Source organism: Oscillibacter sp. CU971, assembly GCF_905219725.1.
Classification (GTDB): Bacteria; Bacillota; Clostridia; order Oscillospirales; family Oscillospiraceae; genus Oscillibacter.
The window spans coordinates 1-21,363 of record NZ_CAJMXG010000027.1 but is presented as its reverse complement, the minus strand read 5'-3'; the positions used below and the strand labels follow the sequence as shown (position 1 = coordinate 21,363).

Sequence of the window (21,363 nt, the reverse complement as noted above, 5' to 3'; positions counted from 1 at the left end):
GCCCGGTAGAGGGCGGCGGACGGCTGAACTTTACAGCGGCGGAGGGTGAACCGCCTACCACTGATGGCAGGACGAAGATGATAAAACGACAGGCGCGGCGGTTTCCCCCGGATGCCGCCCGTCCTGCGGACGAACTCCAGCCCTCCCGCCTGATACCGGACGGCGGTGGGCGGCTTCATTTTGAAGGTTCGGAGGTTCCGGTCCCTGACGCTGAACCGTCCGCTAACGCGAAACGGGCGGTGAAGAAGCGACAGGTCATGGAGCACGCCGCCAATGCCGCCCAACCGGAGGATGGTCAGCAGGCGGAGCCGTCTGCGGATGGCGAGGGCGATACCCGCCAGCGGGACAGCCCTTTAGTAGAAGGGTCGTCCTCTGCGCCGGATGATCGGGGGGCGTATCAAAAGCGGCAGGCGGCAAAGTTCGCTGCCCACTCCGCCGTTGGAAAAGCGGACCGGCCCCGGCTGCAATTCGAGGACCCAACCCCCACCACTGACAGCGCCCCGGCCTCTGCGCCAAAGGAAGATACCCCGCCGCCCAGCCGGAAGTATCAGAAAGCGGTGCGCCGAGTGGAACGGGCGGAGCAAAAGGTGGAGGAGGCCCGTGATAATCTTCCCGCCAAGCGCCGCCTATCCTTTCAGCCAGAGCCGGACGGTGAGACGGGCAAACTCCACCGCCGTCTCCACTTTGAGCAGGAGGTTTTGCCGGAGTACCGTAAGCCCTCCCTAACCGCCCGTGGCGTTGGCATGGCAAAAACGGCGGCAGTGATGAAGCTCCACGGCAAAATCCACGAATCCGAGCGGCAGAATGTGGCGGTGGAGGCTGCTCACAAAAGCGAATTATTTATGGAGCAGGGCGTGGGACGTGCCCTGCGCTGGCAGAGAAACCTCCGCCGCTCCAAGCCCTACCAAACTCTACGCCAAGCGGAACAGCGGGCGGCAAAGGAGCGTCTCAATCTGGCGTGGCAGACCGCCCTCCGGGATAACCCGGAATTACAGCGGAAGAACGCGCTTGCCAAGTGGATGCAGAAGCAGAAAATCAAACGAAAGTACGCCCAGGCCGCACATGAAGCGAAGCAGACGGCGCACTTTACCCAAAACGTGGTCCACGCCACCGGGCAGATCGTCCGGGCAGTTCAGCAGTACGTGGCGGCGAGAAAGTCCCTTTTGCTGGTTGTGGCAATGCTGGCCATGGTGGTGTTGTTCTTCTCCGCTGGCATGACCTCCTGTACCGCTATGCTCTCCGGTTTCCAATCCTCCTATATCGCCGCCTCCTACATGGCGGATGAGCAGGACATTTGCAATGCGGACCTCTACTACACGGAAATGGAGACGGATTTGCAGATAGGCATTGACATGACCGAGGAAAACCATCCCGGCTATGACGAATACCGCTACAACATCGGGGAGATCAGCCACAACCCCTATGAGCTGATGGGCTACCTCTCCACCGTGTTCAACGCCTTTACCTTTGAGCAGGTCCAGNGGGAGCTTGCGCGGCTGTTTGGTGAGCAATACACCCTTACACGGGAGGTTATCGTGGAAACCCGCTATGACAGCAACGGCGACCCCTACGACTGGTACGTCCTGCAAACCACGCTGACCGTCCGGCCCCTGTCCGGCATTATCGCCGGGAGCCTGTCCNCTGGTGAGCAGACGGACCGCTATGGCGTGTATATGCAGACCCTCGGCNACCGGCAGGCGTATGGGAATCCCTTTGACTTCCCATGGCTTGGCTATGTGTCCAGCGGCTACGGCTACCGGGTCCACCCCATCAGCGGGGAGAAGAACCTGCACCGGGGCGTGGATATTGCCGTGGCCCAGGGAACGCCAATCCGGGCAATCCATGACGGGCGGGTAATTTCCGCCGGAGACGCTGGCAGTTACGGCCTGTCCGTAGGAATTGAGGACGAAAAGGGCTATCAATCCCGGTATGCCCACTGTTCCAGCATCTCCGTCAGCGCGGNCCAGGAGGTCAAGCGGGGAGACGTGATCGCCGCTGTGGGCAGCACCGGCAACAGCACCGGGCCGCACCTGCACCTGGAGGTCATGTTGAACGGCGAGTACCTGAATCCCTATTATTTCGTGGACACCGGCTATGACGATTCAACCGCCGGGGCGATTCCCGGCGCACCGGGCGGGCCTGTTATCCCGGACTACCCCGGAGAGCCGCCCACCAACGACACCTTTGCCGCTATGCTGGAGGAAGCGGAGAAATATCTGGGGTTCCCCTACGTTTGGGGCGGCAGTTCTCCCTCCACCTCGTTTGACTGTTCCGGCTTTGTAAGCTGGGTAATCAATCACAGCGGCTGGGATGTGGGGCGGCTGGGGGCGCAGGGCCTCTATAACATCTGTACCCCCGTGTCCATGGAAAACGCTCAACCCGGCGATCTCATTTTCTTCTGGCACACCTACGACGCACCGAATCCAAACGGCGTAACCCATGTGGGCATTTATGTGGGCAATGGGCAAATGATTCACTGTGGAAATCCCATCTCCTATGCCAACATCAACAGCAACTACTGGCAGTCTCATTATTACGGAATGGGCCGTTTACCCTGATTCTTACAACTTTATAAAGGAGCGTGATATATGAAAATCAGTTGTTCCAACTATACCCCCGGCATGATGGGAGGTGTGCGCCATGCGTAAGCCGAAGGAAACGAAACTTGATAATCTGAAAGCCGACCTTATCCGGGCGAAGGAGAAGGCCAGCGAGTGGCAGGCCCGCGTCCGGGATATTGAACGGCAGATCACCGAGCAGGAAAACCTTGAAATTATCCAGGCGGTGCGCGGCATCGTCTCGGCGCCGGAGGACCTGCGGTCCGTACTTGATATGATCCGGGCGGCAAATGTGCCGTCCGCAACCAATTTTGGAAAGGAGATTTGAGCCTATGACAAAAGGAAAACCCTTGCAGCGCATAGCGGCTCTGTTGCTGTGTGTGTTTTTGTGCCTGGGGGCGGTATTTTCCATGATGGGCGCGGCCCATGCCGCCGAGGTGGAGCCGTCCGGCATTGCCATTGAAATTATGCTGCCTCCCGATTGGGCCAGCGCCAGCGCCGCCGCCAAGGTCTGCGTCACGGACGAGACAGGCGGCGGTTTCGCTTCGGTGGAGGTCCGTATTGACCGAGGCAGCAGTTGGCGGGACATCACCGCCAGCATGGAGCGTCGGGACAGCCGCTATTACGGCACAATCATGATTACCTCCAACTGCACCATCTATGTCCGCGTCACCGGCCATGACGGGGAGGTTTACGAAAATTCCCGGTACATGGAGTGCTTCGACGCCACTGCGCCCACCCTGCGGGGCAGCGTCAGCGGGAACGTACTGAAGGTGGAGGCCGCTGATGATTTCTCCGGTGTGGCGCAGATTACCGTGAACGGGAAGTGCTACACCAGCCTGACCAACGGCGCGGTGGAAATTCCCCTGAAAGACCTGGGAACCGGCCAGCAGATTACCGTTCAAGCGGCGGACCATGCCGGGAATTATTCGCAGACGTATCAGGTGAAGAATCCCAACTACAAAGCACCCGCCGCCAGCCAGTCCACCCAGGGCCAGAAGCCCACAACCACCACGCCGGTGAAGCCTCCGGCCACCTCTGCCACCAATCCGCCCTCCGGTTCGGCCAGCGTGACCCCGGACCCGGAGGGTCAGCTTTCCGCCAAGCCCCTGACCCCGGACGGGCAGGGCACGGTGGTGGACAATGTGACGGACCAGGACAGCAAGGAATTTTTCACCTTCACCACCCCCAGCGAGAACACCTTTTATCTGGTGATTGACAAGCAGCGGGAGAGTGAAAATGTCTATTTTCTCAACGCTGTCACGGAATCCGACCTTTTTGCCCTGGCGGAGAAGGACAAGGAGCCGGAGGACAACAACGTTTCCGCTATTCCCGACCCGGAGCCGGTCTGCAACTGCGAGGACAAGTGCGCTCCCGGCGAGGTTGACACCGATTGCCCCGTCTGCCCCCTGACCATGAAGGACTGCACCGGCAAGGTCCCCGCCGCTGACCCGGAGGGCGATAAGGACCCGGAGCCGGAAAAGCCGGAGAAGGGTAGCTCCAGTACCATGATTCTGGTGGTAATTGCGGCTCTGGCCGTAGGCGGCGCTGGGTACTATCTGAAAATTTACAAGCCCAAGCACGATCTGGACGATGCGGAGGATTTTGACGAACTGACCGGCGAGGACGAGGAAACGGTCAACGAGGACGATCTGGAACCCGCCCCCCGGCGCGGTCCCTGCGAGGAGCCGGAGGAACCGGACTACCAGGAATACTACGGCTACGAGGAACCGGAGGATGAGGAATGACCCGTTTCACCGACAGTCCTTATGAACGCATAATGATCCAGGTTCCCACGGAGCGGCGGGAGGTCCACGGACCTCCCGCCCTTTCTCCCGGCCATCCCTGCTATGGCTGTCCCTATGGCCGTGACGTACCCTGCCTGGGTGTGTGCTATCGAAAATNGATAAAGGGAAGTGGTAAAAATGCGACATAACCTTGTAATTGCGGAAAAGCCCTCGGTTGCCATGAGCATCGCCAAGGTGCTGGAGGCAACAAGTCGGAAGGACGGCTATATGGAGGGCGGCGGCTGGCTGGTTAGCTGGTGTGTGGGCCATCTGGTAGAGCTGGCCCCGGCTGACGCATACGACCCCAAATATTCCAAGTGGAATTACGCCGATCTGCCCATTATCCCCGACTTGTGGCGGTTTCAAGTTTTGCCGGACACCAAGAAGCAGTTTAACATCCTGCGCCAGCTTATGAACCGGGAGGATGTGGACACGGTAATTTGCGCCACGGATGCCGGACGGGAGGGTGAGCTGATTTTCCGGCTGACCTATAACCTTTGTAAATGCACGAAGCCCGTCAAGCGGCTGTGGATTTCCTCCATGGAGGAATCCGCTATCCGCAAGGGTTTTGATAATCTGGCAGACGGCCAGAAGTACGACAACCTCTACACCGCCGCCCTCTGCCGCGCCAAGGCTGACTGGCTCGTTGGCATCAATGGGACCCGGCTGTTTACCACGCTGTATAAAGGCAAGACGCTGAACGTGGGCCGGGTGCTGACCCCCACGCTCACCCTTCTGGCGGAACGGGAGGCGGCGATTGAGCATTTCAAGAAGGAAAAATTCTACATTGTGGAGTTGACCACCCAGGGCCTCCGGGCCGTCAGCGGCAAGTTCAATTCTAAAACGGACGCGGAAGCCCTGCGGTCCTCCTGCCTGGGCAAAACCGCCGTGGTTCAGTCTGTCACCCGGAAAGACAAAACCGAGCGTCCCCCGAAACTCTACGATTTAACTACTCTCNAGCGGGAGGCTAACNGCCTCTTAGACTACACCGCCCAGCAGACCCTTGACTACCTCCAATCTCTCTATGAGAAGCGGCTGGCAACCTACCCCCGGACGGACAGCCGCTATCTGACCGAGGATATGGCGGAGGGCCTGCCCGTCCTCTGCTCCACTGTGGCTGGTGCGCTGTCCTTCCTGGCGGGNCAGCCCCTCCCGGTATGCGCTGCTCAGGTGGTGGACAGCTCCAAAGTGACTGACCACCACGCCGTCATTCCCACNGCGGAGATCGCCGGTGCTGACCTTGCCGCCCTGCCCACCGGGGAGCGGAACATCCTCCGCATGATCGCCGTCCGGCTGCTGTGCGCCGTGGGCGAGGCCCATACTTATGCNGAGACTGCNGTTACNCTGNACTGTGGCGGCGCTTCTTTTATGACTAAGGGCCGCACGGTGACGGCGCTAGGCTGGAAGGGAACGGAGAAAGCCTTCTTATCCACACTGAAGCAGAAAGCCGAGGAACCGGCCCCGGCGCTCCCGGCGCTGTCCGAGGGCCAGCGGTTGGAGAGTGCGGACGCTCTGCTGAAGCAGGGCACTACGTCTCCCCCGGCACGGTTCACCGAGGACACCTTNCTCTCCGCCATGGAACACGCCAGCGCGGAGGACTTTGCTGCTCTGGAATCTGTGGAGCGGACCGGCCTGGGCACACCCGCCACCCGCGCCGCCACCATTGAAAAGCTGGTGAAGTCTGGCTTTGTGGAGCGCAAGAAGAAACAGCTCATTCCTACGGAGAAGGGACTGGCCCTGTTCTGGGCCATGCCCGACCAGCTCAAGTCCGCCAAGCTGACAGCGGAGTGGGAGGACCGGCTGGGGGCCGTGGAACGGGGTGAGCTGGCCCCGGAGGACTTCATGGCGGGGATTACCGCCATGCTCACCGATTTGGTAAAAGCCTATCGGAATGTGAACGTAACCCCGTCCCCTCTCGCCGATTCCGGGCGGGCAGTGATTGGCAAATGCCCCCGCTGCGGCAAAAATGTGGTGGAGGGCAAAAAGAGCTTTTACTGCGAGGGCTACCACGATACCCCCTCCTGCGGCTTTGCGCTGTGGAAAAACGACCGCTTCTTTACCAGCAAGCGCAAGGAGCTGACAAAGAAAATCGCCGCTTCTCTCCTGAAAACCGGGTGCGCGGCTGTCACCGGCCTGTTTTCTGAGAAGAAGGGCGTTTTCTATGACGCCACCGTTGTCCTGAACGATGACGGCGGCAAATTTGTCCGCTTCAAGCTGGAATTTGACAACAACAAATCTACTGAAAAGAAAGGAACGTGAGAATGAATATGAACAACAATATTTTTGACCGCCGTTTGAAGGCGATTCTGTCCGCCAGCGGTNTGGAGCGCGGGGAGCTGGCTCGTCACCTGGGCGTGTCCGTGCCCACGGTGAACCGCTGGCTTAACGGCATCAGCACCCCCAACGCCTACCAGTTCCGGGCTATTGCACACTATTTCGGTATGCCCTACGACTGGTTCCTGGAGGACGAGGGTGGCGTCCCCAACGCGGACGATATGGCCGTCAAGCTGGGCCTGTCCCCGGAGACAGTGGAGGCCCTGCTGGAGCTGGCTGACTCCGAGAGCGAGGAAGTGCTGACGGCGGTGGANNATGCCGTCTGCGCCGTGATCNCCGCCATCAACGCTGTGTATGGCGATCTGCTGGAGATTGCTGAGAGCAGCGGAGGTTGAGCCTATGAGAGATGTGGAACAGGTCGTTGCGGGCCTGAAAGCGGAAACTGTCCGTGGACTCACAAAGGAGAACGCCCGCCCAGAGGCTCAACTGGCGTGGTACTGGACCTATATCGGTTCTCTTGATATGGCACAGCAGTTGGGGCTAATCAATGATACGCGCCGCCAGGAGCTTTATAGGGAAGTAGCGCAATTTAAGCCCAAGTATGAAATAAAAGCTGTTCAGGAAGTGAACCATTTAGCGGCTGTGGAAATGAGTGTGGAGGGCAACTACAACCAGATTGACGGCATCATCAATAACGAGGCCCCCAAGCCTGTTGTGGAGGCATCCGAGAATGAGGCCCTTTACCTGGTGGGCGGTACTGCGTATCTTCATATCCAGACCAGCGAGGATGATCGTGAGTATACCTGTGACGATTGCTTTGCCACCTATGACTACACCCTCTATGATAAGGAAACCATGCGGCTGATAGACGGTGGGCGGATGGAGGTCGTTGCGGATATACAGGATACCCCCAGCCAGATTCACCGGCTGGCCGCACAGAACATCTTAGAGTGCCAGACGCTCCTGGGCGCTTCTTCCATTGAATCCGTGTCTATGGACATTCTGGAAACCTTACAAGTTGCGAAGGAAGTTATTGTCAGGAGTGAGGCCCCCAAGCCCTCCCTCCTGGACAATCTGCGCCAGTGCCAGGAGGAAGCCGGACGGTCCCAGGGCGGGGCCGCTCCCTCCAACCCCNGCCGGGACCCGGAGAGGTGACGCCATGCGACTGACCAACATCGAAAAGGAAACGGTTATCAACTTCAACGAGGCAGAGCGCACGGCCAGCGTCTACACCCACAACGAGGNTTTGAAGCATCAGCTTTTGGAGCTGTGCCAGTCCCACCCGGAACAGGTGCGCCAGACCGCCGTCAACGCTTGGGGCGGGCTGACGTTTGAACTGCCGAAGAAGTGGCTGAAGGTATCATCGCCCCGCATCCTCTCCCCGGCGCAGAGGGCTGTGCTGGATAAGATGAACCAAAACAAGCGAACGAGCGGCTGACCGCCCATATTGCCCGGAGCGGGATATTTCATCCATTTCGGGCTTCTCTATACTGAAACGAGGAGGTATTCATGGCAAGCAAACTGCAATTTGTATCGGAGCTGGCAGCTCACACCGCCCAAACCGTCACGCGGGATGTGGACGGCTGGAAACGGTATTTGGGTACCGCAAGCCGTCTCTACAAATATCGTTTTGATGAACAGCTTTTGATCTACGCCCAGCGCCCGGACGCTACGGCCTGCNCCAGCATGGAGCTGTGGAATGAAACCATGCGGCGATGGGTGAAGCCCCATTCCAAGGGCATCGCTCTCATTCGGAACAATAAGTGGGGTAAACCCCGCTTGGAATATGTCTTTGATGTGGCGGACACCCGCCCGGTGCGGGGAGCTCGTGAGCCGTATCTGTGGGAAATGACAGAGGAAAAATATGGCGCTGTTGCGGAGGCATTGGAGCGGCAGTATGGTCCCAGCGTCGAACTAGACATTGGCTGGCGGCTCATGGAACAGGCCAGTTGTGCCGTGGGGGAAGCCTACCGGGACTACCTGGAGGACCTGCGTCATGACACGCGGGGCAGCTTTTTTGAGGAATTGGACGATCTCAGCCTGGAGGTCCACTTTCGGAATATCCTCACCGCCAGCGTCCAGTACACCGTCCTGACCCGCTGCGGCCTGGACCCCAGCGATTACCTGGAGGACGAGGACCTTGCGAACATTACCGAGTTTTCCACCCCCGCCGTCCTCCACCACTTGGGTAATGCCGCCAGCAAGGTTTCCATGGACCTTCTCAACGAAATTGGCCGCGCCGTCAAAGCCTTTGACCGGGAACAGGCAAAAAATAAAGAAAAAAATATTGAAAAACCTCTTGCAAAATCGCCTGAGATCGACTATACTAAGGCCAAGGAAGAGTTTAGCGCTGTAAAGCGCGAAAGCGAAGAAAGGAGCGTCAACCATGACGAAAGAACTGACTTACAAGCAAGCGGGCGATTACCTGATTCCCGACCTGACGCTGGACGGAGCGGAGGACCTGGAGGAAATGCCCCTGGGCAAGTACGGGATGCTGAGGGAGACGTTCCTGGAGGAACGCCACGCCGGGACATACACCTCCATGCTGCTGACGGGACGGCTGTACCCCCACCTGCGGGAGATCGACCGGCAGGCGCGGGAGCAGGTGGACCGGATGGTGGCCGACTTGAAGGAGCAGAACGGAGTGGACGAAGCGATGAAGGCCCGCGATCAGACGGGCTGGGTTCAGGCGGTGAACAGCTTCACGGCCCAGGCGGAGGAGANCGTGCTGGCGGAGATCGTCTACAAGTAAATCAGGAACAGCAGGAGACGGCGGGCGAACAGCCCGCCGTTTCTGCGTCCAAAGAAGAAACGCTATACCCTGCGGAGCCGGACCTTTCGTTGTTCTCCCTGTTCCCTACGGTAGAGGAACAGATTGAGAATATCGCCCAGGCCCAAGCAGAGGACCAGCGGACAGCCCAGCAGCAAACCACCCTTCCTGCCGGACAGGTGCCGGAGGCGGTCATTGGCTACGCCCTCACTAGCGGAGGCAACCGTTCTCACAGCATTGAGCGCATTGTGGCCTTCTTCCAGAAGGGTCCCACCGGTTCCGCCGCCGCTTCCTTCATGGCAAAGGAATTTGGCGAGGGTGGCAAGNGCGTTACCATTGACGGACAGGAATACTCCCTATGGTTTAATCAGGAAGGATTTCGTATCGCACCGGGACGGTCCGCTTTTGGTCCCGGCAGTACCCTTGTTACCTGGGTGAACGCCGCCGCTATGACCTCCAACCTCCTGCGGGATTGAACATTCGCCGCGCAGGATAAAATTGACGCCGCTCCCGACAACGAAGTGCGGGAACTGGCTGAAAAGCTATGGTATCTCCGCCAGGATTTCAGCGACAGCGCAAAGGAGCGGAATCTTATGCCCATCATTTCTCAGCACTTCTTGGGCAAAGGTTTTCCGGACGATACAAAGGAAATCGCTGAACTGCTGAAATTCCCGGTCCACCGCCAGCAGATTTTGCAGGAGCTGGACGCATTTATGGTCGAATACAGATACCGCCCGGACCTCCTGCGCTTCCGCAAAATCCATGACCCGGAGGAACTGTTCAGAAGCATTGACCGTTTATCTGCGGTAAAAGAGCAATATAAAGAGGTAGAGGGCTTTGCCCCGGCAAAGGCCAGCTTCATCACCGAGGATGAAATTACCCAGCTTTTACGTCGCGGCGGCAATATATCCGAGGCCAAACTGCGTATTTACGCCTATTTTAAGCAGGGTCATGACCCCAAGGAGTGCGCCGACTTTCTGAAAAGCAGCTATGGCGAAGGCGGACACTGCTGCACCGGCTACGACGAGAACCATGGCACCAAGGGGATCAGTCTCACCCGTGAGGATGAAGAATCCGGCTATAAGGGCTATGATACGGTCACGCTGAACTGGAACCAGGTGCAAAAGCGCGTCCGGGCGTTGGTTGACAGTGGGCAGTATCTCAACGATCAGGAAAAGGCGTACCTTCCGGTTTATGAGAAAGTAACCCTTGCCCGGCGGATTTATCATTTTTACAGTATGGACCCCAACCGGACCAATCCCCCCGGCAACGATATGGACGCCGCCGTGAAGAGAATCCGGGCTATTCTGGAATCTGATGATTCCAAGAAACAATCTGAATTGTACGGCGAGATGTTCAACATCATGAACGCTGTCTCCCTGGACAGCCCGGTATACCAACGGATGACGCCCGCCCTGCGGGATATGGAGACATTCATGCGGGGTGAATATTCTCTGTATGAACCTCTGCCGGNAGCTGTTTTGCAGGCGGAGCGTCAGGCGAAACAGACAGCAAAGGAGGCCCGGCGTGCGGTCCCCGCACCCCAACGCACACCTTCCGAGGCCCCGCCTGATTCTGGGGACCGGCTGGCGGCTGCGGCCCGTGCCCTGACGAACAAGCGGCGCACTCCGGCACAGGAGAACCAGAGCGGCCAATTCAGCTTGTTCTCCCCGGCAGCGTCCGCCCCGCTGGAGCCAGGACCGCCCGCACCTGCGCCGGAGGTCCAGCCGCCAGCGCCGCCCCAGGCCCCGGAGCAGAGCAGTACCTTCGTCCCATCCCCGTATTCGGCCTATAAGGCCATCAAGGAAGCCCACCCAGACGGCATTGTGCTGTATCAGGTGGGCGACTTCTTTGAGATGTACGGCGAGGACGCCAGGACCGCCGCACCTCTGCTGGACTTGGGACTGTCCCAACGTGTCATTCCTGATGTGGTCCGCCCTGGATTGGGCGATGTAATCTTCTGTGGCTTTCCCACCTATGCGCTGGATAGCTGTGTAGAGAAACTGCGGGCCAGCCATGATGTGACCGTTGTGCCCTTAGATAGACAACCTCACACCATGCGTTCTCTCCCTGGCGGAGCGGACGATCTCAAAGTCACTGTCACGGTTCCCAACTATCAGGCCACGGTAACTGCGGAGGAAGCGCCGTTGTTGGCGCGGCTCATGCAGGCCAACGGGATCGGCACCGCGCAGTTTACCCATGAGAACGGTGAAGTTACATTCAGCTTTTCGGCGGCGGACCGGGACGCGGTTGAAAATCTGCTCGCAAGGCTGCGGGCGGATCTGACAAAGGCGGTGGAATCAACATACACCGCCGGTAAACCCCCAAAGCCCGGACGAACCAAGGTGGAGTTGAACTACCGCAAACTTATAAAGCTATTTCCGGAGATTGCCAGCGGCGAATACCGCTATCTGCGCATGGAGGCAGGCGGAGTTATGATGCCCCTCCACCTGCAATGGATAGATACGGACGTGATCGCTGTCAGCCACACCTTCCAGCAAAACAACGATACCATGTATGACCCGGAAATGACCTTCCGGGTGGACCGGGAGAAGGGAACCATGGAACCGCTGACCTTCCGGCAGGACGGCTCTATTCAGATTTACCAGGAGGTCTACCCGGAACCCGGCAAGTGGATTCCCAAGCTGCACCGGGATTTGAACACCTTTGCTCAACAATGGATGAAAAATATCAGTCAGCAGGGCTACCACAAGCGGGAGGCCGTCATGGTCCGGGACGGTGAGGAGGTGCGCCTGACCTTTGACCAGGACGGCAAGGCGTTGGAACCCCCTGCGGCACCAGAAAATGGCGCTTTAGGCGATAATCCTACCGTCAGGCAGATTTATGAGCATTACACACCCATGGTCAAGAATCTGGTACTGGAAGATACAGTATATAAAAACGCCTGCGCCAACTCCGACCGGGACCTCGCCCGTCTGGAGTGTGGCGCGGCAATCAAACGGGCGGTACTGGCTATCAATGAAACGCTGCTGTTAAAGCAGTATTATGATAATACCACTTTCCATGACCGGCTTCATCAAAAAATCACCAGCGAAACCTACCCGATGTTGTCCCAGCCCCAGCCGGAGCAGGCCGCAGAGGGGAATGATAACCCACTCGATTTAAGCCTTGAATCTTTATATCAACAGCTTAGTGTTTTGGCAGCGGACTGCGAGAACTTTTTAGGCGAAGGCAGACGGCAAGAAAAACTTCTGACCGAAGGCGGCGTCAAGGCACAGATTTCCAAAATGCGGGAGATATACGACGCCACTTCTCCAAAGCCGGAATGGTTGACGGAGGAGGTTATTGACGGCTACGAACAATACATGACCTTCCAAGAGCATGACAGAGAGTGGACGGTCAGCCCTGTCATCCTCTACCGTGACGCCTTGGAGTGGATAGATCGGGAGATCAATCGCGGCGGCTGGGTGTACGAACAGCTTCGGGACCCTTCCAACGATTATGACCAAGCGCAAGAGGCCCTTGAAAGTGAGCTGTATGCCTACTTAAAGCACGTTGCGTTTGATAATTCGGAAATGCTGGCGGCGTATCACACTCTGCCAAAATTCCGGGAATGGCTGATTGAAGACCTGATGGAGCGCAACTATCAGGATATTTCCCTTGACCAACGGGACGGCCCGGACCGTCATTCCAAGGATGCGGATGCGCCGGAATGGGCGAAAGGCGCGCCGCCTACTCCGAAGCCGCAGTATGTAACATGGTCGGCCAAAGGGCCTTTTAAGCGCCCGGAGCCTGCTGTGCCCCAGCCCCAGAACTCCCCTGCGGACCATGCGGAGCAGGAACGTGCGGAGATACCCCCTGCGCCGGAGACAGTGCCGGAACCCACCGGGGCGGGTGTTCCGCAGCAGCCGGAAACCCCTGCCGCTGTCCAGTCCGAACCTGATCTCACCCCTAATGTTGACGAATACCTGGACCTGAAGGCCCGATACCCAGACAAGCTCGTCGGCGTGCAGGTGGGGGACTATATGCTGTTCTACGGGAAGGACGCCGAAGCAGCGGCCCCCGCCATGGGGAAGGACCTGCTGACGCGGGATATTCCCGGTCTGGGCAGCACCTTTGTTACCGGAACCTCCCTGGGCTGGCAGTCCGCATTGACGGACCTGTTGGAGCATGGTCATAGTGTGGTTCTGGCCCAGCCTGACCCCAAACGCGGCCCGGACGCGCCCTATGAGATCATCAAGGAGCGGAGCGCGGCGGAGTTCATCCCCCTGGGCATGGAGCTGACCATGGACGGACGGCGCATGAAAATCGACAGCGTAGACTTCCAAGCGGGGACCGTCAGCCTGCAAGACTTGGATATGAAGGGCTGGTTTCCCATTTTCCGCTCAGAGCCGATTCCCTTTGTCCGGGAATTTATAGAGGAAGCCCAGCGAAGTGAGGAATACACCATTGCGGAGGTGGCGGCGCACCGTCAACGGCTGGATGCCGCTGATGAAATCCCTGTGGGCATGGAGCTGACGGTGGACGGACGGCGTGTGAAAATCCACAGCGTAGACGCGGAGCATGATATTGTCCACCTAAAAATTCTGGATACGGCCTATTCGTATCTTCAGCGGTCCATCCAGGCCGTGCGGGACCTTGTTGCCAAGGCCCGCACCGCTGTCCTGGGCACGGAAGATTCCGCACCTCCCCCGCCTCCCTCTGAACCGGAGCCGGAACAGGTGGAGATTGACGGCGGGCAGGTGATTCCGCTCCCTCCGCCAGTTTCCCGCCAACCGCGCCGGGAACGCCATAACTTCCAGATCACCGATGATAACCTGGGCGTGGGCAGCGAAAAAACGAAATATCAGTATAATATGGCAGCTATCCGAACCTTAAAACAGATTGAGGCGGAGGGCCGTCTTGCTACACCAGAGGAACAGGAAACCCTATCCCGCTATGTGGGCTGGGGCGGCATTGCCGGGGCGTTTGATGAAAATAATCCCAAGTGGGCGAAGGAGTATGCCGAGCTGAAGGAGGTGCTGACCCAGGCCGAATACGATTCCGCCCGCAGTACGGTACTCAATGCCCACTACACCAGTCCCACCGTCATCAAGGCCATGTATCAGGCGGTGGAGAACATGGGCTTCCAGCCGGGGACCGTGCTGGAGCCGTCCATGGGCATCGGCAACTTTTTCGGCCTCCTGCCGGAGAAGCTGGCGGCGGCAAAGCTCTACGGCGTGGAATTGGACGACCTCACTGGACGCATTGCAAAGCAGCTTTACCCAAATGTGGGTATTACGACAGATGGTTTTGAGCATACCCGCTACCCTGATGATTTCTTTGATCTTGCGATTGGAAATGTCCCCTTTGGTGCCTACAAGGTGTCAGACAAACCATACGATAAGTACAAGCTGTTTATCCATGATTATTTTTTTATAAAAAGCATAGATAAGCTGCGGCCCGGCGGTATTCTTGCCTACATTTCTTCCAATGGCATCAGCGGAGGAACTATGGACAAAAAGGACATGCGTGCTCGAAAACTTATGGCAGAACGCTGTGATTTCCTTGGTGCGATACGACTACCCAACAACGCCTTCCTTGAAAATGCCGGTACAGGCATGAATACCGATATTATTTTTCTACAAAAGCGGGATGCGCCCCGTATCCTCGGAAAAGACCTTCCAGAGTGGGTGGAAACCGATACCATACTGGAACATGAGCATACCAACATGGATGGCTCCAAATATCATAATTTTGTCGCAATCAACCGCTATTTTCATAATCATCCAGAGATGGTCCTCGGCAAACTGGANATTGTTTCCGGTCCCTTTGGTCCGCAACTGGTATGTAATCCAATTCCGAATGCAGAGCTTTCCCAGCAACTTGCTGGAGCGATTCAGAACCTTGCCCCACCTGACCGGGAGCTGCTGGAGATCGAGTCGGAACAAGTGGACAGTGAAGAAATTGAATCCATTCCCGCCGACCCCTCCGTGCGGAATTTCAGCTACTCCCTCTCAGATGGAAAGCTGTATTTCCGCGAAAATTCCCGCATGAAGCCTGTGGACCTGGGCAAGACCCCCACGGAACGGGCCATGGGCATGATCGCCATTCGGGACTGTGCCCGGAAACTCGTTGATTTGCAGTTGGAAAACGCCGGGGACGATGTAATCAAGGCGGAGCAGACCAAGCTCAATCGGCTTTACGACGCTTTCACGAAAAAACATGGCCTCTTGAACAGCCCGGGCAACAAGAGGGCCTTTGAACAGGATTCCTCCTACCCCCTGTTGTGTTCTCTAGAGGTGCTGGACGATGAAGGGAATTTGGAGCGCAAGGCGGATATGTTCACCAAGCGTACTATCCAGAATCGACAGGCCGTCACCAGTGTGGACACGGCGGTAGAAGCCTTGGCAGTGTCCATTGGGGAGAAAGCCTGCGTGGATTTAGGCTATATGGCCTCCCTCATGGGCGGTTCTGATAAAATCCCGCAGATTGTGGAGGATTTAAAGGGCATTATCTTTAAGGACCCTGCCACTGGCCCCTTTGACTTTGCCGAGGATGGTGAAAACTGGTCGCAGGGCTGGCAGACGGCGGACAAATACCTTTCCGGCAATGTCCGGGTGAAGCTGGCCCAGGCCCGCGCCGCCGCAGAAGAAAATCCACAGTTTGCTATCAATGTGGAGAAGCTGGAACAGGTACAGCCCAAGGACCTGACCGCCACGGAGATCAACGTTCGGGTGGGCGCGTCCTGGATTAACCCGGAGATTTACCAGCAGTTCATGTTTGAGCTGCTGGGAACGCCGGAGCGTCTGCGGGAGAAGAAGATTCAGCTCCGTTATTCCGATTCCTCCGGCGAGTGGCGGGTCCAGGGCAAGAGCGAGGACAGCCGGGATAACGTCCGCGTCCACACCACCTATGGCACTAAGCGCATCAACGCCTATGAGCTTTTCGAGGCGGCACTGAACCAGCGGGATGTGCGGGTATTCGATAAAAAGTGGATAGACGGCAAGGAAACCCGCGTTCTCAACGAGAAGGAAACCATGATCGCCCAGCAGAAGCAGGAGGCGATCTGTGAGCAGTTCAAGGAGTGGATTTTCAAGGACCCGGAGCGCCGGGAGACGCTGTGCCGGAAGTACAATTCAATTTTCAACGCGACCCGGCCCCGTGAGTACGACGGCTCCCATATCCGCTTTGCGGGCATGAACCCGGAAATTTCCCTGCGGCCCCACCAGCAAAACGCCGTGGCCCATATCCTCTATGGCAAGAATACGTTGCTGGCCCACTGTGTCGGCGCGGGCAAGACCTTTGAAATGGTTGCCGCCGCCATGGAGAGCAAACGCCTGGGCCTGTGCCAGAAATCCCTGTTCGTCGTCCCAAACCACCTGACAGAGCAGTGGGGCGGCGATTTTTTGCGCCTGTACCCCGGCGCGAAGGTGCTGGTGGCCACCAAGAAGGACTTTGAACCCCACCGCCGCAAGAAGTTCTGCGCCCGGATCGCCACCGGAGACTATGACGCGGTTATCATCGGGCACAGCCAGTTTGAGAAGATTCCCCTCTCCCCGGAGCGGCAGAGCGCCGTCATCCGGGACCAAATCGACGAGATTATAGTGGCGATTGCGGACGCGAAGGAGGAAGAGGGCAGCCACTTTACCGTCAAGCAGATGGAGAAAACCAAGAAAAATCTAGAGGCCAAATTGGCAAAGCTGGCGGCGAAGGAGAAAAAGGACAATGTGGTGACGTTTGAGGAATTGGGCGTTGACCGGCTCTTTGTGGACGAGGCACACAGTTTTAAAAACCTCTTTTTGCATACAAAAATGAGCCGTGTGGCGGGTATTTCTCAAACAGACGCACAGAAATCCAGCGATATGTACGGAAAATGCCGCTACATGGACGAGATCACCGGCGGACGCGGCATTACTTTTGCCACAGGCACCCCGATCTCCAACAGTATGGTAGAGTTGTACACCATGATGCGCTACCTCCAGTTCGACACGCTGGTGAAGAACGGCCACCGCCATTTTGACAACTGGGCGGCGGACTTTGGCGAGAAGGTCACGGCTATGGAGCTGAAACCGGAGGGCACGGGCTTCCGTGCCAAAACCCGGTTCGCCAAATTCTACAATCTCCCGGAGCTTATCAACATCTGGAAAGAGGCCGCTGATATTCAAACAGCGGATATGCTGAAACTCCCCGTCCCAGAGGCGGAATACATCACCGTCACCACCGAACCCAGCAGCTTTCAGCAGGAAATGGTGGCGGAGCTAGGCGACCGGGCAGAGGCCGTGCGGAACAGAATTGTAGAACCAGACCAGGACAATATGCTGAAAATCACCTCGGATGGGCGCAAGCTGGCGCTAGACCAGCGGTTACAGAATCCCCTTCTGCCTGACGACCCGGACAGCAAGGTCAACGCCTGCGTCAAGAACATTGTCACCGAGTGGCGGGACAGTGCGGACATTCGGGGGACCCAGCTTGTTTTCTGCGACCTCAGTACCCCTAAAAACGATGGAAAATTTAATGTCTATACCGATATTAAGGGGAAGTTGATCGACCAGGGGATTCCTCCAGAGGAAATTGCGTTTATCCATGATGCCAACACTGAAGCGCAAAAGGCGGAGCTGTTCGCCAAGGTGCGCCGGGGGCAGGTCCGGGTACTGATTGGCAGTACCCAGAAAATGGGAGCTGGCACCAACGTCCAGGACCGCATTGTGGCCTCCCATGACCTGGATTGCCCGTGGAGGCCCGCTGATTTGGAGCAGCGGGCGGGCCGCTCTCTGCGCCAAGGCAACATGAATAAATCAGTCAAAATGTTCAAGTACGTCACCAAGGGCACCTTTGATGCTTACAACTGGGGGCTGGTGGAGAACAAACAGAAATTCATCGGTCAGATTATGACCTCGAAAAGCCCCGCCCGGTCCGCCGAGGACGTGGACGCCACCGCCCTCTCCTACGCCGAGGTCAAGGCCCTGGCTACCGGGGATGACCGCATCCGGGAGAAGATGGAGCTGGATGTGCAGGTGGCGAAGCTGAAAATGCTGAAATCCAACCACACCTCCATGCGGTATGAAATGCAGAACAAGGCACTGAAATATTATCCGCAGAAAATCGCGGAAACGAAGTTGTTTATTGAGGCGCTGGGGAAGGATCTACCCATTGTCCAGGCCAATCCAGTGAGGGACGACGCTTTTTCCATGACCGTCATGGGCCAGACTTTCACAGAGCGCAAGGAGGCGGGCGAGGCCATTATCAAGGCGTGTCTGCTCATGCCCGATCCGGAGAAGCCCCTCGACCTGGGCGAATACCGGGGCTTTCCCATGCAGCTTCATTGTGATGGTTCCAAGTTCAAGATTACCATGAAACAGAATTTGACCTATATGGCGGAACTGGCTGATGATCCGGTGGGCAATATCAGCCGTATCAACAACGCCCTGGAGGGCATGGCGGATAAGATCAAGGCGCATGAGGCCCGTCTGGTGACGCTGGAAAAGGAGTTGGTTAATGCCCAAGAGGAATCTGAACGGCCTTTCCCCAAGGAGAATGAGCTGGTGGAGAAGTTCGCCCGCCTGACCCAGCTTAACCGGGAGTTGGAAAAGCCCAGACAGACAAAAGCGAACCAATCCCAGGACGGTGAGGATGAGCCTGATTTAGAGGACGGAGAGGCCCCCGCGCCGGAGCCGCCCGCGCTTACTGTGGTGGGGGGTGATAAACCGTCCATCCGGGCGGCGCTGCGCTCCTATGTCCCACCCGCGCCGGTGGCTGCTGGCGCTGAAAGAGGCCAGCGGAGGGAGGCGGCGCTGTGAGAAAGAACGAAGGCCGGACTGTGGGCCTCTACACAAAGGTGTCCCCGGAGGAAAAGGAGGTGATTGACCGGAAAATGGCCCTGCTGCAGACCACCAATCTGCGGGCGTATCTGCGCAAAATGGCGGTGGACGGGTATGTGGTCCAGTTGGATATGTCCAGCGTGGTGGAGCTGGTAAAGCTGCTGCGCTCTATTTCCAGCAACGTGAACCAGATCGCCCGCCGCTGTAACAGTACCCATAACCTCTACGCCCAAGACGTGGAAGATTTGAGAAAGGGATACGCGGAGGTCTGGCAGGGGATCAGTAACCTGCTGAAGAAATTTGAAACGCTGTGACTATGGGGGCGGGGGTACATTTTCGGATGTGCCCCGCTCATTTTTTATTTGCAAAGCGGCATTTTTATGATACAATGGGCGGTGTTAAATATTGTTGCACAGGATATAATTTTCAGAAAATACCGCTGAAAAATCAACACATTATGAAGGAGCAGATATTATGGACGAACAAACCGCGAAGCGTACCCGCCGTACACCCCAGCAGATGGTTGAGGATTTTGACAGCAAGATTCTAAAGCTGAATCAAGAGCTGGAAACCATCGCCGCCAAAAGAGCCGCCTCCAATGAGGATTTTGACAAGAAGGAGACTTCTGTCAAAGGAAAGATTGCGGCATTAGAACAACGAAAAAAGGACATTCTTGCTCCGAAACCGCCGCGCAAGCCCCGTAAGACCAAAAAGCAGAAAATCCAGGATTTGATTAAGAGCGCCAGCAAAGCCGGATTAAAGCCGGAGGAAATTGCCCAGCGGCTCGGCTTGGACCAGCCGGAGGAGTGAATACTGCGGCAATCATTGGACCCGAAAAATAGAATATTGGATTTCAGCATGAGGGACGGCCCGTAGGCCGTTCCTCTATTTTTTTGAAAGGATGGGTAGATGCCGGGAGTAACCAAAGAACAGATTGCACAAGCAAAGGAGTGGGATTTGTTGTCCTATCTCCAAACCTATGAACCCCATGAGCTGAAACGGAACGGCCCCAATGAATACTATACCCGGACCCATGACAGCCTCAAAATCTCCAACGGGAAGTGGTGCTGGAACAGTCGGGGCATTGGAGGCCGGACTGCGCTGGACTATCTGATAAAGGTCCGGGGGATGGATTTTGTGGGTGCGGTGGAGGCTCTGTGCGGCTACCGCCCCCCGCCGCCCCAGGAGCGGCCAAAGCCAAAACCTCCGAAGCCCTTTTCGCTTCCAAAAGCCAGCCGGTTCCCCTCCATGATGCTGGCCTATCTGCAAGACCGGGGTATCCACCCGGAGCTGCTGCAAGCGTGTATTCAGGCCGGTACGCTCTATGAGAGCCAGAAGTATCAAAACTGCGTCTTTGTCGGCAGGGACACATCGGGCCGCGCCCGGTTTGCCTGCCTCCGGGGGACGCGGGACAACTTTCGGATAGATGTGGAGAGCAGCGACAAGCGGTATAATTTCTCCCTGCTGGCCGCTGACCCGGAATGTCCCCGGCTGGCTGTGGCGGAAAGTCCCATTGACGCCCTTTCCCTGGCTACGCTGGTGAAGTTGTCCGGGGGCGAGTGGCGGGATAGTCATTACCTATCCCTGGGCGGGACCGCGCCCCGCGCTATGATTCAATTCCTCCACGATCATCCGCACGTTACCCAGGTCAGCCTATGCCTGGACAACGACAAGGCAGGACTGAAAGGAATGGAGTTGCTGGAAGAAGCGATTCGGGAGAACCCGGACCTCTCTCAGCGGGTGAAGCTGGTCTACCATAATCCGCCGCCTGCGGAGCATGGGAAGGACTACAACGAATTTCTCTGCCGGGTCAAGGCAGCACAAGTACAGCAGCGCCAGCGGGAAGGGGAGCGGTGATTCTATGGCTATTTCCAAAATCCTGCCGCGCAAAACAATGAAAAACCGGACCCGTCAGCAGTCCATGGCAGAACGGCATGATTATGACCAAAGGCCCCAGAAAACCCAGAACGGCGAATTGGTGATGTCCTATATGTGCCAGCCCGAAACCGCCGCAGAGGAATTTGAAATCAGCAAACGGCTTTACTTTCAGATCACCGGACGGAGCCAGCCTGTCCACCGGGACATTATCATGTACCGGATAATTCAGTCCTTCAAGCCGGAGGAGATCAGCCCGGAGGACGCCAACCGCTTGGGCTATGAGCTGGCAATGAAGTTCACGGAGGGAAAGCACCAGTTTGTTGTGTCTACCCATG

General features: G+C 57.3%; 15 protein-coding genes. 14 read left to right on the top strand and 1 reads right to left on the bottom strand.

Features of this window, described 5'->3' with window-relative positions:
* The first annotated feature begins 239 nt into the window (after positions 1-239).
* From JX325_RS03880 to JX325_RS03850, 8 genes are all read left to right on the top strand, one after another.
* Positions 240-2,558 (top strand): M23 family metallopeptidase, encoded by a 2,319-nt coding sequence (locus tag JX325_RS03880; RefSeq protein ID WP_243413906.1) that lies wholly within the window; start codon positions 240-242, stop codon positions 2,556-2,558.
* 82 nt (positions 2,559-2,640) lie between these two features.
* Positions 2,641-2,886 carry a DUF4315 family protein gene (locus JX325_RS03875; RefSeq protein WP_204789857.1) on the top strand — a complete coding sequence of 82 codons (246 nt, stop codon included), beginning with the start codon at positions 2,641-2,643 and terminating at the stop codon, positions 2,884-2,886.
* A 4-nt stretch (positions 2,887-2,890) separates the two neighbouring features.
* Positions 2,891-4,306, top strand: a complete 1,416-nt coding sequence (locus tag JX325_RS03870) for a DUF4366 domain-containing protein (RefSeq protein WP_204789856.1) — start codon at positions 2,891-2,893, stop codon at positions 4,304-4,306.
* Positions 4,303-4,494 (top strand): hypothetical protein, encoded by a 192-nt coding sequence (locus JX325_RS17900; protein WP_243413905.1) that lies wholly within the window; start codon positions 4,303-4,305, stop codon positions 4,492-4,494. Before JX325_RS03870 ends, JX325_RS17900 begins: the two co-directional genes overlap by 4 nt.
* A complete protein-coding gene (locus JX325_RS03865) occupies positions 4,484-6,604 on the top strand; it encodes a DNA topoisomerase 3 (protein ID WP_204789855.1) in 2,121 nt (706 codons plus the stop codon). Before JX325_RS17900 ends, JX325_RS03865 begins: the two co-directional genes overlap by 11 nt.
* Before the next feature lie 2 nt (positions 6,605-6,606).
* A complete protein-coding gene (locus JX325_RS03860; RefSeq protein ID WP_243413904.1) occupies positions 6,607-7,014 on the top strand; it encodes a helix-turn-helix domain-containing protein in 408 nt (135 codons plus the stop codon).
* A 4-nt stretch (positions 7,015-7,018) separates the two neighbouring features.
* Positions 7,019-7,774: a DUF4316 domain-containing protein gene (locus JX325_RS03855; protein ID WP_204789854.1), complete on the top strand. Its 756-nt coding sequence runs from the start codon at positions 7,019-7,021 to the stop codon at positions 7,772-7,774.
* 4 nt (positions 7,775-7,778) lie between these two features.
* Entirely contained in the window at positions 7,779-8,057 is a 279-nt protein-coding gene (locus JX325_RS03850; protein WP_204789853.1) for a hypothetical protein, read from the top strand.
* Between the two features lie 476 nt (positions 8,058-8,533).
* On the opposite strand, the gene JX325_RS03845 is transcribed toward JX325_RS03850, so the two are convergent.
* Positions 8,534-9,007, bottom strand: a complete 474-nt coding sequence (locus JX325_RS03845; RefSeq protein WP_204789852.1) for a hypothetical protein — start codon at positions 9,005-9,007, stop codon at positions 8,534-8,536.
* Between JX325_RS03845 and JX325_RS03840 the strand changes: the two genes are divergently transcribed.
* The 6 genes from JX325_RS03840 to JX325_RS03815 form a co-directional block, all read left to right on the top strand.
* On the top strand, positions 9,006-9,371 hold the full coding sequence (locus JX325_RS03840; protein ID WP_204789851.1) for a TnpV protein: 366 nt from the start codon (positions 9,006-9,008) through the stop codon (positions 9,369-9,371). The two genes, JX325_RS03845 and JX325_RS03840, sit on opposite strands and share 2 nt — an antisense overlap.
* A 611-nt stretch (positions 9,372-9,982) precedes the next feature.
* Entirely contained in the window at positions 9,983-19,129 is a 9,147-nt protein-coding gene (locus tag JX325_RS03835; RefSeq protein WP_204789850.1) for an LPD11 domain-containing protein, read from the top strand.
* Positions 19,126-19,464, top strand: coding sequence for a MobC family plasmid mobilization relaxosome protein (locus JX325_RS03830; RefSeq protein ID WP_204789849.1), 339 nt, complete (start codon positions 19,126-19,128; stop codon positions 19,462-19,464). The genes JX325_RS03835 and JX325_RS03830 overlap by 4 nt, the downstream gene beginning before the upstream one ends.
* 160 nt (positions 19,465-19,624) lie before the next feature.
* A complete protein-coding gene (locus JX325_RS03825) occupies positions 19,625-19,960 on the top strand; it encodes a hypothetical protein (protein WP_204789848.1) in 336 nt (111 codons plus the stop codon).
* A 99-nt stretch (positions 19,961-20,059) separates the two neighbouring features.
* A complete protein-coding gene (locus tag JX325_RS03820; RefSeq protein WP_204789847.1) occupies positions 20,060-21,007 on the top strand; it encodes a DUF3991 and toprim domain-containing protein in 948 nt (315 codons plus the stop codon).
* Positions 21,008-21,011: 4 nt separating this feature from the next.
* Positions 21,012-21,363: relaxase/mobilization nuclease domain-containing protein (locus tag JX325_RS03815; protein ID WP_204789846.1), on the top strand; the 352-nt coding region annotated here is incomplete at its 3' end.

What these genes read in the sequence shown, in the direction of transcription:
- JX325_RS03875 (WP_204789857.1), top strand. Translation starts at nt 2,641, where the DNA reads ATGCGTAAGCCGAAGGAAACGAAACTTGATAATCTGAAAGCCGACCTT.
- JX325_RS03870 (WP_204789856.1), top strand. Translation starts at nt 2,891, where the DNA reads ATGACAAAAGGAAAACCCTTGCAGCGCATAGCGGCTCTGTTGCTGTGT.
- JX325_RS03845 (WP_204789852.1), bottom strand. Translation starts at nt 9,007, where the DNA reads ATGGTTGACGCTCCTTTCTTCGCTTTCGCGCTTTACAGCGCTAAACTC.
- JX325_RS03825 (WP_204789848.1), top strand. Translation starts at nt 19,625, where the DNA reads ATGGACGAACAAACCGCGAAGCGTACCCGCCGTACACCCCAGCAGATG.
- JX325_RS03820 (WP_204789847.1), top strand. Translation starts at nt 20,060, where the DNA reads ATGCCGGGAGTAACCAAAGAACAGATTGCACAAGCAAAGGAGTGGGAT.